Source organism: Eisenbergiella porci, assembly GCF_009696275.1.
GTDB classification, from domain to species: domain Bacteria; phylum Bacillota; class Clostridia; order Lachnospirales; family Lachnospiraceae; genus Eisenbergiella; species Eisenbergiella porci.
Window position 1 is genome coordinate 1 of the sequence record NZ_VUMI01000081.1, and the last position, 15,736, is coordinate 15,736.

The following is a 15,736-nucleotide window of genomic DNA, read 5'->3' on the forward strand; positions in this document are numbered from 1 at the left end:
TCCTATAACTTCTGATGGAGGGGGAACTCCTCCTTCCGTTATATCTATATAGATTTATTAGATTGGACTTTGTAACTGTTAACCAGTAGTCGTTCTTGACTACACCATTATTATACTAGGAGGAAGGTAAATGAAGAAGAGATTTACCAAAATTGGTGCACTTATATTGAGTGCGGTAATGCTTGGAGGAACCATACTGGGCGGATGCGGCGCTTCGGATAATAAAGAAGCCGGCAGCGAAACCGTATCTAAGGAGACGCAGACGGCGGCAGCCGAAGTGGACAGCAATTTCAATGCGGAGGGACTTCCCATTGTAAATGAGCCGGAGACCTTTGTCATAGCAGTGCCGGAAAGAAGCTCCATTAAATCGGCCGCTGAGAAAAACTGTGTCATTGAAACGGAAAAGGCGACAAATATTCATATTGAATGGATGGAAATACCCGCCTCCGGCTGGGATGAGAAAATAAATATCATGTTCAGCACGGACAGCCTTCCTGATGCGATTATCGGGGATGTGGATATGGCGAGAAACTTTGAACAGCTGGCGATCCTGGATGACTATCTGGATCAGTATGCGCCGGCCGTAACCGAATTTTTCAGCACCAGGGACGACTATCCGCAGGCGCTGCTTTCCCCTGACGGCAAAATCCGTTCCCTGCCCACCGGTGATGAATCCACACAGAATATTATTGATACCCAGTACTGGATTAACGGCGCATGGCTGGATAAGCTGGGGCTGGATATGCCGGAAACCCCCGAGGAACTGAAGGAGGTGCTTATCGCCTTCAGAGATCAGGATCCCAACGGAAACGGGGAAAAGGACGAAATCCCCTTTACCTTCAATTCCGCATGGGAATGGGGAAATGCTATTGACAATATGATGGGCGCCTTCGGCGTGATAGAGAACAGCAACCATGTATTTACAAAAGATAATAAGGTAATTTTCAGCGCAAAGGAACAGGGATATTATGATGCGCTTGCATATCTGAATGATTTATATAAGGAAGGCCTGATCGATAAGGATGTTTTTACCCTGAGCGACGATCAGTATGCGGCAAGGGATTCCTCCGGCAACAAGGTGGGAATGCTGGCAGGCTACAATCCGGGGGACTGCGGAACCGCCGATACGGACAGCTTCCGTGCGCTTCCTCTTCTGAAAAATGCATCGGGGGACAGGATGGTCGGCATCAATAATGTGACAAGGACAGGCGGATTTGTCATCAGCAAAAACTGTAAGAACCCGGCGGCGCTGGTAAGATGGTATGACTATATCAATTCCACCCTGGAGCAGGCGCTGTTATGGGGACGCGGGGAACGCGGCGTATGGTGGGATATTGTGGAAAAGGACGGCAAAGAGGTTCCCATGTTCCTCACCATGGATGCCCAGGTGCTGGAAGAACACGGCGGCTACAAGACAAAGGCTGAGTACAGGAATGCGGAAAGCTTCGCCGGCGTTACCCCTTCCCTGTGGAGAAACGAATATGACCTTGAACTTATTTACGATGACAAATGGCCGAGAGATCTGAAACTGGAGGCTGTAAAGGAACAGATGGAATATGGCGTGGTATCCCTGCCAGCCGGAACCGCTTCCCTGGAAAATGCGGAGAGAAGATCCGTGCTGAGTGCGGATATTGATACTTACCTTAAGAAATTCATTGCGGATTCCATCATTAACGGCATCGATGACGCGAAATGGCAGGATCACCTGAAAAAGCTGGAGAGCCTGAAGGTGGATGAATATACGGCGCTCTGCCAGGAATTCGTGGACTCCATGAACAAATAAGGCGCGGGCAGGCTGCGGGGATTTTAACCCCGCGGCTGGTCCGTTGAATTACACTCGCGCCAAAATGCGCGGACGGGAGCAGGTGTGAAAAAGCGGTTTCACACTCCCTTATTTTTATGTGCGCTTCAGCGCGCAGATGGGAGCATATATGAAAAGTAACAAAATGAATAAGAACAGGGGACGCAGCCTGAAAAAACTGAGAAGAAGCTGGGGCTGCTATCTTTTTGTCCTTCCCATGATGATTTATGTCCTGCTGTTCAGCTATCTTCCCATGTATGGGATCCAGCTGGCTTTTAAGGATTACAGAGTTGCCGATGGCATATGGGGAAGCGCCTGGGTGGGCCTGAAGCACTTTAAGACTTTTTTTGAATCCTATCAGTTTACGAATCTGGTATGGAACACGCTGGCGCTGAGCCTTTATTCTCTGATAGCGGAATTTCCGCTGCCCATACTGTTTGCCCTGTTTTTGAATTATATCAGCAGCAAAAAGCTGAAAAAGTTTTCCCAGATGGTGACCTATGCGCCGCATTTCATCTCCACAGTGGTATTCTGCGGCATGATTCTGATATTTCTTGCCAGCGACGGCATTATCAACCAGATTCTGATGATTCTGGGTATAGATCCGGTGAATTTCCTGTCAAATCCTGCGAATTTCCGGCATATTTATGTCTGGTCCGGAGTGCTTAAGGGAATCGGCTGGGGGTCCATCATGTACATATCGGTGCTCACCTCCGTAGGGCCGGAGCTTCACGAGGCGGCTACGGTGGACGGTGCGACCAGATTCCAGAGAATGCTTTTTATCGACATACCGTCTATTATTCCCACAATGGTGATTATGCTCATCATGCGTACCGGAGAGATCATGGACGTGGGCTTTGAAAAGGTATTCCTGCTTCAGAACAATATTAACCTGGATTATTCCGAAATTATTTCCACCTATGTTTATAAGGTGGGCATCCAGGGCGGGCAGTTCAGCTATTCGGCGGCGATCAGTGTTTTCAACAACGTGATAAACCTGCTGCTGCTTCTGGCTGTCAATACGATTGCGCGCCGGACTTCGGAAAACAGTCTGTGGTAGGAGGCAAGGTCTGAAAGACGCAGCATTGCAGGCATGCCTGCGATATGCAGAAAGAGGTAATTATGAAAAATTTTAAACGGCTGTGCCTGTCGGATAAGGTATTTCTGACAATTGTCTATGCAAGCGTAATATTGCTTACACTGGCGGTGCTTTACCCGCTGTGGTTCGTTATCATTGCATCTGTGAGCAGCCCGGAGCTGGTGGCCTCCGGGAAGGTTCTGCTTTTTCCCAAGGGGGTTACCTGGGAGGGCTACCGTTATATCCTGAGCGACAGGAGGATTTGGACAGGTTATTACAACACCATCCGGTATACGCTGTTCGGTACGCTGATTGCCCTGTTCCTCACCATTCCGGCAGGCTATGCCCTTTCCCGGCCGGATATGGCGGGCAGGGGCGTTGTCATGAAGCTGCTGATTATCACCAAGTATTTTTCAGGCGGCCTGATTCCCACCTACTTGATCGTCAAAGGGCTGCATCTCACCGATACGCCCTATGTACTGATGATACTTGGCTCTTTTTCCGTATTCAACCTGATATTGTGCCGCACCTTTTTTGTAAATACGCTGCCGCTGGAGCTGCAGGAGGCCGCGGAGATTGACGGCTGCAACATGTTCCAGTATTTTATGAGGGTGGTAATTCCTCTGTCCAAGGCAATCATCGCCATTATGGTTCTGTATTATGCGGTAGGGCACTGGAACTCCTTCTTTAATGCGCTGATTTATGTCAATAACAACAAGCTTTATCCGCTGCAGCTGATCCTGCGGGACATTCTGATTACCGGCCAGTCCGTGGATCCTTCCGTGACGGACCCGGAATCCATCGAATTAATGAAGGAAATCGCACGTACCATAAAATACGGGGTAATTATCGTCTCTTCCCTGCCGGTGCTTGTACTCTATCCTTTTGTACAGAAATATTTTGTTAAGGGCGTAATGATCGGATCAGTAAAGGGGTGAATGCTGTGGAACAAAAAAATGTGCTTATTATATATACGGATCAGCTCAGAAGAGATGTGCTGGGCTGCTACGGCGGGCATGAGGTATTAACGCCCCATATTGATTCCATCGCTGAGGAGGGGCTTGCGCTGGATGAGTTTTATACGCCCAGCGCTGTCTGTACGCCCTCCAGAGGCTGTTTTATGACCGGCCGTTATCCCCATGCCAACGGGGCCTACAGGAACGGCGTCCCTGTAGGGATGCAGGAGCACGGCTTCGCGGAGGCTTTTCATCTGGCGGGGTATCAGACCGGGTATATCGGAAAATGGCATCTGGCAGATCACAAGGAAAGTGGGGACCTGCTGGGGGAATATAATCCGCTGGGGTTTGAGGACTGGAAGGATAAGGTGGAGTTTGGGCACTGCAAATCCGTAATCAGGACACAGGACGGCATCCGGCCGGAACGCTGTGTTGGGGATGAACGTACCTATACGACGGACTGGCTTGCGGATGAGGCTGTTTCTTTTATGGAGCAAAGGCAGAAAGAAAAGCCGTTCCTTTTGATGGTGAGCATTCCGGATCCCCATCAGCCTCATGAGGTGAGGCCCCCCTATGATACCATGTTTGATCCGAAGAGGATGGAAATCCCGGAAAGCTTTTATGACAGGGAAATTCCGGACTGGGCGGATAGGGATACCTGGGGAAGGAACCATTATTTCCCGATGGGCATATTCGAACGGGAAGGGCATCTGGCCAGGCTGAAGGCTCAGTATCTGGGGTCTGTGAAATGCATTGATGACAATGTGGGGAAAATGCTGTATTATCTAAAGATAAACGGCCTATGGGACAACACGATAGTGATTTTTACCACAGATCACGGAGAATATATGGGAGAGCACGGCCTGCTGGAGAAAAACAACCTGTATGAAAGCGTATATCATCTGCCGCTGGTAATGCACCTGCCGGGTAAGGCTGAAACAGGCGTGCGCAGCAGCACCTATCTGGATGTGGTTGATTTCGGCGTGACGCTTTCCGGGCTGGCGGGGATTGATTATCCCTTTGCGGTTCACGGTACGGATAAATCAGAGGATCTGCTTAAAGGTGAGGCGCACTATCAAAGGGAGCTTTATATTCATCCAAGCGATGTGCCAAGGGCGGGGATACTGACGGAAGACTATGAGCTGGCCTATGTAGGCCGGGGAAATACGGGAGAGATTTTTCATGACCATGTTCTGTTCGATATGAAAAAGGATCCTCTGCAGAGAAGGAATCTTTATCAGGAAGAGGAATATCAGGCTGTGGTGGAGGAGCTGACACGGAAGATGAAGGAGCATCATAGGAAGTATCGTACGCCGAAGCGCTTTCTCCCAAGGGAGGTATGGTATTGAATTCGAAAAAGGGTATGCCGAATATTATTTTTATTTTAACGGACGATCAGGGGGCGTGGGCCATGCACTGTGCGGGCAATGAAGAAATACAGACGCCCAACCTGGATTACCTGGCGGAACACGGAACAAGATTTACCGATTTTTTCTGTACTTCCCCTGTCTGTTCGCCCGCGAGGGCTTCGATTCTGACGGGAAGGATTCCCTCCCAGCACGGCGTGCATGACTGGATCGCGTCGGGAAATGTGGATCAGGGGAAGCTTTCGGAGGAGCTTAAGAAGAGCGGGGAGTTCAGGCTGGAAGACAGGCCTATCGGATATCTGGATGGAATGCCCGCCTATACGGATGTGCTGGAACGGCACGGCTACACCTGCGCCCTGTCCGGTAAATGGCATCTGGGGGACAGCCTGCGCCCGCAGCATGGATTTTCCAAATGGTATACAATCGGACGCGGCGGCTGCCATTATATGCGCCCGGATATGGTGGAGGATGGTGTCCTGCATCAGGAAAAACGGTATGTGACGGATCTGATTACCGATCATGCGCTCACTTTCCTGGAGGAATTATCCGCGCAGGCTGCGCCCTATTATCTGGGCGTGCACTATACCGCCCCTCACAGCCCATGGGAAGAGGAGGAGCATCCTGCGGAGTATATAGAACGTTACCGCAGCTGTCCATTTGACTCCGTTCCTGAAAAAGAACCCCATCCCAGGCAGATACCTACGGCTCCCATGGGGACGGGGGAACACAGGAAGGAACTGCTGAGAGGCTACTATGCCGCAATTACTGCCATGGATCATGGCGTGGGGAGAATTCTTGATTTCCTGCGGGAAAAAGGGGAGCTGGAAAATACCCTTATATTCTTTATGGCGGACAATGGAATGAATATGGGGCATCATGGGATCTGGGGAAAAGGAAACGGAACCTTCCCCTTCAACATGTATGATACCTCCGTAAAGGTGCCTTTCCTCGTTTCCTGGCCCGCGGCGCTGCCCCAGGGGCAGGTGGTTACAAGCATGCACAGCCAGTATGACTTTTTCCCTACGCTCATGGATCTGCTGGGGATGAAGGAGGAATTTCCGTCCGGCCTGCCCGGCAGAAGCTTCCGCAGGGCTCTGGAGGGGGAAAACCTGGAAGGGGAAGCGGTGGTTGTTCTGGATGAATACGGCCCCAACCGCATGATAAGGACCAGGGAATGGAAGCTGGTGCACAGATACCCTTACGGGCCGGACGAGCTGTATCATCTGACGGAGGATGCCGGGGAGGAGCATAATCTGATCCATAAAGAGGAATATGAAGGGATCAGACGGCTTCTGCTGGCAGAGCTTGAGGAATGGTTTGCCAAATATGTGAATCCCGCCATGGATGGCAGCCGTGAAGGCGTTTACGGGATGGGACAGACCGAGAGGGCGGGCGTTTATGCTAAGGGGAGGAAGAACTATATCCCCTGCAAGGAGGCGTGCCCGCCTGACTGGCCTGACAATTAAGCGGGGCTGCGGCTGCATCCGGCGGGAAATTACCTGCCGGCGCAGTAAAAAGCAAGTATGGCAAAAAGATAAATGTGCGCGGGATAGAAGATATAGAAAAAATACTTCATCCCCGCGCCTTTTTGTTTATTATAAAGCAGCATGACGGGCAGGGCGAATATCATCATCCATTGGGTATCCGCGGTGTAAACGCTCAGCAGGCCCTCCCCGGAGCGGTAGCCCGTGAATAAGATAAACAGACAGAACAGCGTATAAAACAGGGAAAGCTTCTTTTTACTGTCCAGACAAAAGTAAAAGCCCACGCCAAGCAGGACAAATGCAAAACTCCCCTCACAGAACAGGAGGGATGGGACGAAGGCTATGATAGCTGTGGAAACGGCGGTAAGCCTGGGTACGAGTATTGTAAGAACTATCAGAATGCTGCTTACAACAGGAACGGACAATCCCCCCGCCGGGCAGAGGAAAATAAGTGTTAATCAGCTTATTCCCAAAACTCATGAACACGGAGTCGGCCCACAGACGCAGCATATATTTTTCGGGATGCCTTGTGACGCCATAGCCACAAATATGAAGCTGAGGACGAACCTTCTTTGGATGCTTTCCACACTTTTTATAAGTATAATTGAAAATGATCATTTATACCTTAATGCTGCCTTTCATATACCTTACATTTTTGTCACCTTGCTGCAGTTAAAAAACGGGTATATTTCTGAAGTACTCACAGAAGCGCATTTCACACATTAGGAAGACATTGTGTTCCAGTATCCTTCCGGCAAATTCAAAAAATTATATTAAATCTTTCTGCGTCAGTTGAATTTACCGAAATGTGCGCTATAATATTCTTCAACATGCCGCCGGGAAGAAAGAATCTCCGGCCGGAGCTAAGAATGTGCAATCTGTAACAACAGGAGTGAATAGCGTGAGAATCAAAGTAAAACAGATGATACTGATAATTGTGGTATCCGCCGTTGTTTACCTGGTAGTAGGGGCAATGGCGCCTTTTATAAAATATAAGGAGGTCAGCAGCCAGGCCGGGGATTCCTTCCGGCCGGAAGACTTCCGCAGCGGGGAAACGGGCATGGACAGGGCCATGATTCTGGAGACGAGCCAAAGTGCCTGGGAACATCGTCTCCGTCTGCTGGACGGCGCGAAGTCGCGTATTATATTGAGTACTTTTGACATGCGCAATGGGGAGAGCACAAAGGATCTGCTTTCCGTAATTTTACATAAGGCGGAAGAGGGCGTGCAGGTACAGATTCTCGTGGACGGCTTCAGCGGCCTGATCAGGATGGAGCCTGACCCGCTATTTTACGCGGTATCCTCCCATCCCAATATCCGGATTAAAATATACAATCCCATCAATCTGCTTGCCCCCTGGAAGAGCCAGGGCAGGATGCATGATAAATATGTTATAGTGGACGACGGCGCCTATATTCTGGGCGGACGCAATACCTTCGATTATTTTCTGGGAGATTATGATACCAAAAATAAGAGCCTGGACCGGGAGGTGCTGGTTTACAATACCGGGCAGGGCGGCGCTGACAGCCATGAAAGCTCGCTTTTTCAGGTGGAGGAATACTTTGAAGGCGTATGGAATATGCCGGAATGCAGGCTTTTCCATGATGATGAAAGCCTGCGGGACAAAAAGCGCATAAAAGAGCAGACGGCGCTCCTTGAGAAAAGGTATGAAGCTCTTCAGGAAAATTATAAGGAGCTTTTTGACGGCTCCTATGACTATCTGTCCCATACTGTGCCCACGAACCGGATACGCCTTGTATCAGGCCCCACGGGAATCTACGGCAAGGAGCCGGACGTCTTTTATACGCTGACCGAGCTGATGAAACGGGCGGAAAAACGAGTGGTCATCCACACGCCGTATGTAGTGACCAATGACTATATGAATCGGACGCTTTCTGAAATTGTAAACACGGTCCCTGATGTGAAAATGGTCATCAACTCCGTGGAAAACGGAGATAATTTTGTGGCCTCCAGCGATTATCAGTACCATAAAAAGGATGTGGTGGCTACAGGCATCAAGCTGTACGAGTATGACGGCGGCTACTCCACCCATGGAAAATCCCTGGTGATAGATGACGATCTGTGCGCCATAGGTTCCTATAATTTTGACCTGCGCAGTACCTATATGGATACGGAGCTTATGCTGGTAATCCAGAGCGAAGAACTGACCGGACAGCTCCTGGGCTATATGGGCGAAATCGAAAAGGACTGCCGCACTGTGGTGGATACGCATAATTATATCGTCCCCGATCATGTGACTGTGGCAGAAGTCCCCTTTTGGAAAAGAGCGGCCTGGAAGGTGGTGGGGCTTCTGCTCCAGCCGGTGCGTGTGCTGGCCTGAGAATCCCGGAAGAGGCTGAACAGTTACAGATTTCCCCTGAATAATTAACATAAGAAAAAAGCGAAAAGAAAGGCATGGAAATTCGGTATGGAAACAAACGCAAAAAATTTTACCATGAGAATGGCTGTTATGGAGGACGCGCCTGAAATCCTGGCGATTTATGAACCCTATATACGCAAGACAACGATTACCTTTGAATATGAGGTGCCCACAGTGGAGGCCTTCCGACAGAGGATGGCCGGCATCCTCGGCGCATACCCTTATCTGGTATGTGAAATGGACGGAAAAATCACAGCCTACGCCTATGCCCATCGTTTCAAAGAACGGGCGGCTTATCAGTGGGACGCGGAGCTTTCCGTTTATGTGGATGAGAACTGCACGGGAATGGGCATGGGAAAAGCCCTGTATCAGGCCCTGATAGAAATACTGAAATGCCAGAATGTAAAAAATGCATATGCCCTGGTAACAAGCCCCAATGAAAAAAGCGATGCCCTCCATAAATCAATGGGCTTTACGCTTGAGGGAGTGTCCCATAATACCGGATATAAGATGGGCAAATGGCTGGATGTATCCAGCTATGTCAAGGCAATTGGCTCACATGATCCGCAGCCGGCGGAAATCATCCCTTGTTCTGCGGTAGGGGAAGAGCGGATTGCGGCGATTTTAGGTCGGATACAGGGGTATTTATTAAAGAGATCCCTATAATTATTATATGAAAAATTACGCCTTTTACTTTTTTGAATAGGATTACCAATTATCTTAAAGGCTTTTTATTTTCACCTATTGGTATTTTATACATGAACTTGCCTGATATCTATTCTTTCGGCAAAGTTCAATTTTTGTACATATAAAAAAGGGTATCAATTAAGAAAACTTAAATAATTGTAAAAATATAGAAGGATACAGAAGGGGACTGGGAAGTTGTGAGAGGCTTTTCAGAATAGAAGGTTATTGGAAGTGAAAAGAGACAGCTGCATGAAAATACAAAAATATGCATGAAAATACAATCTAACGCTTGACAGTTAAAAGAAAAGCCGATAAAATAATCCATGTTGCAAATAAAATATTATATGCGGCAGGCCCAGATAGCTCAGTTGGTAGAGCAGAGGACTGAAAATCCTCGTGTCACTGGTTCGATTCCGGTTCTGGGCAGTTACGGTGGTAATTACTGATATATGAGGTAATTACCTTTTTTTGTATAGAAAAACAGTGATTTGGGGGGATTGAATTATGGCGCTGGTTAAATGTCCTGAATGCGGCAGGGAAAGAGTATCGGATACGGCCGAAGCATGTCCTGACTGCGGATATAATGTAAGAGCACATTATGAAAGAGTAAAAGAAGAAAACGAAAAGAGGCTGGAGGAAGAGGAAAAAACAGATACGGAGAAAGAAACGGCATCAAAGGAAGAAAAGGCATCAGAAGAGGAAAGTGTTCTAAATGCAGAAAAAGAATCAGAGGAAGAAAAAACATTAGAGAAGGAAACAGCTTCAAAAGAAGAAAGCATATCAGAGAGACAAAATGAACGGATGGAAAACGGGTATTTCGGGCAATTAATAAACTTGTGGATGCTTGTCCGGAAAGTACAATTGCAGTAGTTTCTCATGGTGCATGGATTAATGCCTTGCTTGCAGTTGTTTCCGGACATGAGATTGGTTCTGGCAAGACCCAGCTGAAGAATGCATGCATCAGTATGTTGTATCAGGAAAAAAATAAGTGGGAGATAGGTTTTTATAACTTGGTGAAAAATTACCTGGTGATTCATCTTTTTGTATGAAATGCGGAACAAAAATCGAGGGGGGATGGACCGGGTATAGAGCAAGAGCAGCCAGCCCAGGCGCCTGGTTTCTGGCAGAAAAATAAAAAGAAAATTATAATTGCAGCGGCGGCGGTTGCAGCAGTAGTTCTGGTTTTTGTTATTGTGAATGCGGTACAGGCGTCAAACCTGAAAAAAGAGCTGGAACGGCGGCTTTGACTGTAATGCGGCCGGTGATTATCAGGTGCTTTTCAATGTAAAAAATAAAAGAGGCAATATTAAGCAGGTTCAATATGATTTTCATGTGACGGACACAGTGCCCCCGGAGCTGACGGTGCTTAAGGATACTGTATATGTGGCAAAGGGAAGCTCATATCAGCCGGAAAGCAATGCGGAGGCTGCTGACGCAGACAGCTGTACCGTGGAAGCCAGCGGCGATTACGATTTGAATGCGGAAGGGACCTATGAAATTGTTTTTACCGCAAAAGACGGCAGCGGAAATGACTGTCTTTTCAGAAATGCCAAACTGGGCGACAGTGCGGAGGTGATACAGCGTTACGAAACAGGAGAGCTTTTTACAAAGCAGGATGAGGATAATGGGGAAAGCCTGATCATTTATGAAGATGCCGTGGAGGGCGAGGATGCCTATATTACGGAGAACCTAAGAAAGAAAAGGGTAAGGGAAGGCTGTATGGCTACTGTAGTTCCGAGGGTGAGGCCCTGAGCATCGGGGAGGTAAAATTCAGAAATCTATGGAGCAGCGATGATGTGGACATTGTTCTGTATCTGGGGAGCGACAATTACGAAATAAGCTTTGCCATGATCTATGATTCCAATACCCTCGATCATCCGGAAGGGACAGGGCTGAATTAATCAAGGGACGGCAGAAGGCGGGCAGCAGGCCTGCCTTCTTAGCTTTTTTACATTTATCCTAAGCTGCATAATGGTTCCGTCCCTTCACAGCTGCCGGAGGGCGGACACATCTGAAAAAAATATTTTTTAGAGTTGACAATTAAATTATCGCATGGTAATATATAACTCGTTCGAAACACAATTCATACAAAATGCTTTGGCTGCAGGTTTGATTGGGTTTTGGCATCTCGCGGGAAGCGCTGTTGGCGGTGAACGCCGGGCGTGGAACGCTTTACATATATGCGGGTGTAGTTCAATGGTAGAACACCAGCCTTCCAAGCTGGATACGTGGGTTCGATTCCCATCACCCGCTTGCGGATAGATTATCCGTAAGCAGGTTAATTCCTGTGCACAGGTGACTGATTTCCAGGAAGAAGCAGTCACTTCTATATCAAATGCGATAGTGGCGTAGTTGGTAACGCGCGACCTTGCCAAGGTCGAGACCGCGGGTTCGAGCCCCGTCTATCGCTCTCACAGAATCCAGTAAAATAGCGGCTTCCGAGACTTCGAGATGCCGCTATTTTTGTGCCTTATAAAAAATCCACAGAAAAAAACCACAGAAATATCAACCACTCTTTTTTGTAAACAGTTTTTCGCTATAATTTTCTGTCACCTGCCGCCGCATGTCTGTTGTAACATGGGCATACCGGGAAAGAACCGTCTTGACACTATTCCCCATTACATCGGCTACTAGGGCCGGTGAGATATCATCCAGGAGCAGGTTGTTTGTTGCGAAAGAATGTCGGATACCATAAAGGGATATCTGCGGCAGCGGCGTACTTGCCTGCGAGTTATACTTGTTCAGCAGTTTTATATATGCCTTTGAGTATACATCAGGATTTATCGGCCGGCCTTTTGCCGATACAAAAAGAAAATTGTTGTCGGCAAAATCTGGGTATTGCTGCCGCATTTCAGCTTTCCAGTTCAGGTGCCGATCAATGGCATGGCAGATAAAATCCGATAAGCTTAACGGACGGTGGGACTGGTGGTTCTTCATGTCAGAAAGTACGTTATATTTATCGTATCCACGGGACATTTTAAGAAGCTTTTTCTCCCGCAGGTAGTCTTTTTCAGCTAATCCGCAAACTTCCCCAGGACGAGGCCCAAGAGCGCTTACACAGAGCAATGGAAAATAATGAGACTGCCTAACCAGAGGACTATTAAAAAATTCTGCCTGTTGCTCCGGCGTCCAGGTCTCCATATCGCTCAATGCAATTTTAAGCCGGTTTATTCCCTTCATTGGATTCTTACTTTCATCCATTATATTCAGTACATTTATAGAAAATTGAAAAAGAAGAGAAAGAATATTAATAATCTTGTTTATGGTTTCGGCGGAATATGCTTTATGTTCTTCCCCGGCTTTGCCCAGGTCATTTATATAATTTTGAATATGAACAGGTTTTATTTTTAGAATGGGGATATCCCCCCATAAATTATTAATGAAGTGTGAATAATAATATTTATACACCTCATAAGTGCTGTTTGCATATTCATTTTTGGCAGCATCAATCCAGCAATCATAGACTTCTTTCACTGTGATTCTTATCTTTTCTTTTTCCTTCGCTTTTTCAAATTTTTCTCCGGCCTCTATGGACTTAAGTATATTTGCTTCATCCTTTACCGCATCGGATCGTTTCCCCCGCAGCGGCCCAGAAACATTTTTCCCGGTGTTAGGGTTATACACCCAGGCATAGTACTTTGTAATTTCTTTGTTTTGCCGTTTGTAAAACTTTGTTTTTTCCTGAATTGACATAAAATCTTCCTCCTTTTGGGCATAAAAATGCCCGCTGCTATTGATTTTAACGCCGGGAAGATGATACAATCAGGGTGTAGGTCTTAGATGTATCGGTTCTCCCGGTGCATATCCGCCCTGACGCGCCAACGCCGGGGCGGTTTTTATTTACACGATAGACAGGTTATACCATAGGTAGTGATTTTCGTAATAATTCATTGACTGAACGCACAAATGAATCCGCAACTTCTTTCTTGACATTGAGAACAGGTATGACACTTGCGCCAGTTTCTATATATATTTCCGAATATAGTAATTTGTTTTTTTTATAAATAGAATTTACGTGCCTCAAATTTATTTCTTTATATATACCGCCATATAATATTCCCCTATTGAGAAAGAACAGCCTTATATTTGTGCAAACCAATATTCCAACAGATGAAAATAGGGTTCCTTTTGCAATGAATTTTACATCCTCACCGTCTAATAAAACTCGTTGCAGGTGCGTATTTTCTGTCTTATCCAAAGTATCAATATCAAAACTGTCATTTCTTATTATTTCAACACAATTACCTAATTTTTCGCCGCAGTTATCACAATACTTATGATTTGCAGGAATGGAATACCCACATTTTCTGCAAATTATTATACCATGTTCTGAAGCTTCTAATGAAAGATTATCATCTTGTATAATTGGCATACCACAATTAGGGCAGGCCCTAGCTTTATTACTGATTTCCTTGCCACATTCAGGGCACTTAATAAGAGCCATAAGTATTCCTCCTTTATCAAGAGTATCCGAATTATTTTCTATATTTTTTCGGTGTATATTTTTCTTTATTCAATTTTTTGCAATAAACAAGCGCTTTGTAAATGGCTTGCATTAAAGGTTCAATATCTATATCGTCCGGTAATTCCATCATTATTTTTTCGCGCTCTTTTACCATAGAACGTTCAATGTCTCTAATATCACGTCTGTTTAAGCCAGTTAAATCTGCAGGAGCATTTCCATCAATTATCATAACTCACCTTTTATCCTTATATAAACTTCATCCATTCATTGACACGTAGTTTTATAAGTTCTTCTGGATATCCTAACATATTTGCCAACTGTGATGTAGTATAGTGGCAATGTTCAAGAAGTATATCATTTCCGATCCTTAAATCCAAAGCAAATATATTGGCTTCCTTTTCTAATTTATCGACAGATAATAATGAATTGTTTCTCAAAAATGGAGTATTTGCTTTTGGATGTAAAACTGCGTGACCTAATTCATGTGAACAAGTAAAAGTCTGCTCAAATTCTGAAAGCGCCTGGTTGATGTGTATCTGTTTCATTCTAAGAACCATGTTATAGTATCCATAAATATTTCCAAGGTCCTCATATAGCACAGGTATATTTAAGCATGCAGCAATGCGAAACGGATCATTAGTTCCTGCAAGGCGTATCAGTCTTTGAACTGTGTCCATTATTTTATCCAATAAAATCACACCCTTCTATATGAAGTAGTAATAATGGACGATTAACTCTGCTCAGACTCATCATCTTTTTGATATCTTTTATTAGTAAATTTTTTGGCATTTATCTTTGCTATCCGTATGCTGTTTTCCAGACTTATTTTGAGCAGTTCCCGTGTTTTATCATCCAGTGGTTCGCCTGAAAACATAAGTGCAGATTGTTCATTCTCTAAATCTGCAAGCGCTGCTTCAAGGCGTTTTTCTATGTCACGTTCATCTTTTTGGGTGAGCGTGTTTTCTTTGTTGTCGGATGCCGGTTCATCATAGAAATATGAAAGCGGCAGGTCATACGTAGTACATATCTTTTCTAAAGTAGTTCTTTTTGGTTCGGATTTTCCGTGCTTCCAATCGCTAAGAGTTGGCTGCGATATATTAGCTTGCAGAGCCACTTTATACGGCGAAAGGTTTCTTTCTTTAAGAAAGGCTTCAAATTTTTGATACATACTTTTTGCCACGATTTTCACTCCTTTTATAATGCTTAAGAAAACTTATAAAATATATTGACATTATAAGAAAACCGTAGTATTCTATTATTGTACTTAAGCAAACTTATACAACACATTCAAATGCTACCAACATTTGAAAAGAAAACTTCGGGATTCTTATATATATCGGTTATCCTAATTATATAATAAAACCGAAGTAAACACAAGTATTATTTAGCAGAAAGTCCAGCTAAGAAATGTCAATAGGTAAAATGAAAAATGTTTACAAAGTTTTTTTCAAGCAGCTGATGTAAAAAAGGGTAACCTTAATAAACCCATTGCCATGGGATTTTAAAATGTAATTCAAA

16 protein-coding genes and 3 tRNA genes are annotated in these 15,736 nt (G+C 45.8%); 13 read left to right on the plus strand and 6 right to left on the minus strand.

Annotated features, from left to right (window positions below):
• The first annotated feature begins 130 nt into the window (after window positions 1-130).
• From FYJ45_RS27380 to FYJ45_RS27400, 5 genes are all read left to right on the plus strand, one after another.
• Complete coding sequence (locus FYJ45_RS27380) at window positions 131-1,783, plus strand: extracellular solute-binding protein (protein ID WP_235931044.1); 1,653 nt, start codon at window positions 131-133, stop codon at window positions 1,781-1,783.
• A 148-nt stretch (window positions 1,784-1,931) separates the two neighbouring features.
• Window positions 1,932-2,861, plus strand: a complete 930-nt coding sequence (locus tag FYJ45_RS27385; RefSeq protein ID WP_025488282.1) for an ABC transporter permease — start codon at window positions 1,932-1,934, stop codon at window positions 2,859-2,861.
• A gap of 62 nt (window positions 2,862-2,923) precedes the next feature.
• The gene (locus FYJ45_RS27390; RefSeq protein WP_051358430.1) at window positions 2,924-3,817 is read left to right on the plus strand and encodes a carbohydrate ABC transporter permease; all 894 of its coding nucleotides are present in this window, start codon (window positions 2,924-2,926) and stop codon (window positions 3,815-3,817) included.
• A gap of 5 nt (window positions 3,818-3,822) precedes the next feature.
• A complete protein-coding gene (locus tag FYJ45_RS27395) occupies window positions 3,823-5,184 on the plus strand; it encodes a sulfatase family protein (protein ID WP_276891390.1) in 1,362 nt (453 codons plus the stop codon).
• Complete coding sequence (locus FYJ45_RS27400) at window positions 5,181-6,668, plus strand: sulfatase-like hydrolase/transferase (protein ID WP_235931045.1); 1,488 nt, start codon at window positions 5,181-5,183, stop codon at window positions 6,666-6,668. Before FYJ45_RS27395 ends, FYJ45_RS27400 begins: the two co-directional genes overlap by 4 nt.
• A gap of 29 nt (window positions 6,669-6,697) precedes the next feature.
• Here the strand turns inward: FYJ45_RS27400 and FYJ45_RS27405 are convergent, their stop codons facing one another.
• Entirely contained in the window at window positions 6,698-7,111 is a 414-nt protein-coding gene (locus FYJ45_RS27405; protein ID WP_154468174.1) for a TraX family protein, read from the minus strand.
• A gap of 497 nt (window positions 7,112-7,608) precedes the next feature.
• Here FYJ45_RS27405 and FYJ45_RS27410 point away from each other — a divergent pair, with 497 nt between their 5' ends.
• From FYJ45_RS27410 to FYJ45_RS27445, 8 genes are all read left to right on the plus strand, one after another.
• A complete protein-coding gene (locus FYJ45_RS27410; protein ID WP_154468183.1) occupies window positions 7,609-9,027 on the plus strand; it encodes a phospholipase D family protein in 1,419 nt (472 codons plus the stop codon).
• Window positions 9,028-9,114: 87 nt separating this feature from the next.
• The gene (locus FYJ45_RS27415) at window positions 9,115-9,732 is read left to right on the plus strand and encodes a GNAT family N-acetyltransferase (protein ID WP_154468175.1); all 618 of its coding nucleotides are present in this window, start codon (window positions 9,115-9,117) and stop codon (window positions 9,730-9,732) included.
• 374 nt (window positions 9,733-10,106) lie between these two features.
• Window positions 10,107-10,179: transfer RNA gene (locus tag FYJ45_RS27420), tRNA-Phe, on the plus strand.
• A 78-nt stretch (window positions 10,180-10,257) separates the two neighbouring features.
• Complete coding sequence (locus FYJ45_RS27425; protein WP_154468176.1) at window positions 10,258-10,623, plus strand: hypothetical protein; 366 nt, start codon at window positions 10,258-10,260, stop codon at window positions 10,621-10,623.
• Complete coding sequence (locus FYJ45_RS33350) at window positions 10,590-10,802, plus strand: histidine phosphatase family protein (protein ID WP_276891392.1); 213 nt, start codon at window positions 10,590-10,592, stop codon at window positions 10,800-10,802. The genes FYJ45_RS27425 and FYJ45_RS33350 overlap by 34 nt, the downstream gene beginning before the upstream one ends.
• Window positions 10,803-11,025: 223 nt before the next feature.
• Window positions 11,026-11,505 (plus strand): immunoglobulin-like domain-containing protein, encoded by a 480-nt coding sequence (locus tag FYJ45_RS27435; protein ID WP_154468177.1) that lies wholly within the window; start codon window positions 11,026-11,028, stop codon window positions 11,503-11,505.
• 430 nt (window positions 11,506-11,935) lie between these two features.
• Window positions 11,936-12,006: transfer RNA gene (locus FYJ45_RS27440), tRNA-Gly, on the plus strand.
• Between the two features lie 84 nt (window positions 12,007-12,090).
• Window positions 12,091-12,163, plus strand: a tRNA-Gly gene (locus FYJ45_RS27445).
• Between the two features lie 95 nt (window positions 12,164-12,258).
• On the opposite strand, the gene FYJ45_RS27450 is transcribed toward FYJ45_RS27445, so the two are convergent.
• From FYJ45_RS27450 to FYJ45_RS27470, 5 genes are all read right to left on the minus strand, one after another.
• Entirely contained in the window at window positions 12,259-13,446 is a 1,188-nt protein-coding gene (locus tag FYJ45_RS27450) for a tyrosine-type recombinase/integrase (RefSeq protein ID WP_154468178.1), read from the minus strand.
• Between the two features lie 163 nt (window positions 13,447-13,609).
• Window positions 13,610-14,197, minus strand: a complete 588-nt coding sequence (locus FYJ45_RS27455) for a zinc-ribbon domain-containing protein (RefSeq protein WP_154468179.1) — start codon at window positions 14,195-14,197, stop codon at window positions 13,610-13,612.
• A gap of 31 nt (window positions 14,198-14,228) precedes the next feature.
• Window positions 14,229-14,447, minus strand: a complete 219-nt coding sequence (locus tag FYJ45_RS27460) for a hypothetical protein (RefSeq protein WP_154468180.1) — start codon at window positions 14,445-14,447, stop codon at window positions 14,229-14,231.
• 16 nt (window positions 14,448-14,463) lie between these two features.
• Window positions 14,464-14,916, minus strand: a complete 453-nt coding sequence (locus FYJ45_RS27465) for an ImmA/IrrE family metallo-endopeptidase (protein WP_321170325.1) — start codon at window positions 14,914-14,916, stop codon at window positions 14,464-14,466.
• Window positions 14,917-14,948: 32 nt separating this feature from the next.
• The gene (locus FYJ45_RS27470; protein WP_321170326.1) at window positions 14,949-15,398 is read right to left on the minus strand and encodes a helix-turn-helix domain-containing protein; all 450 of its coding nucleotides are present in this window, start codon (window positions 15,396-15,398) and stop codon (window positions 14,949-14,951) included.
• Window positions 15,399-15,736: the final 338 nt, after the last annotated feature.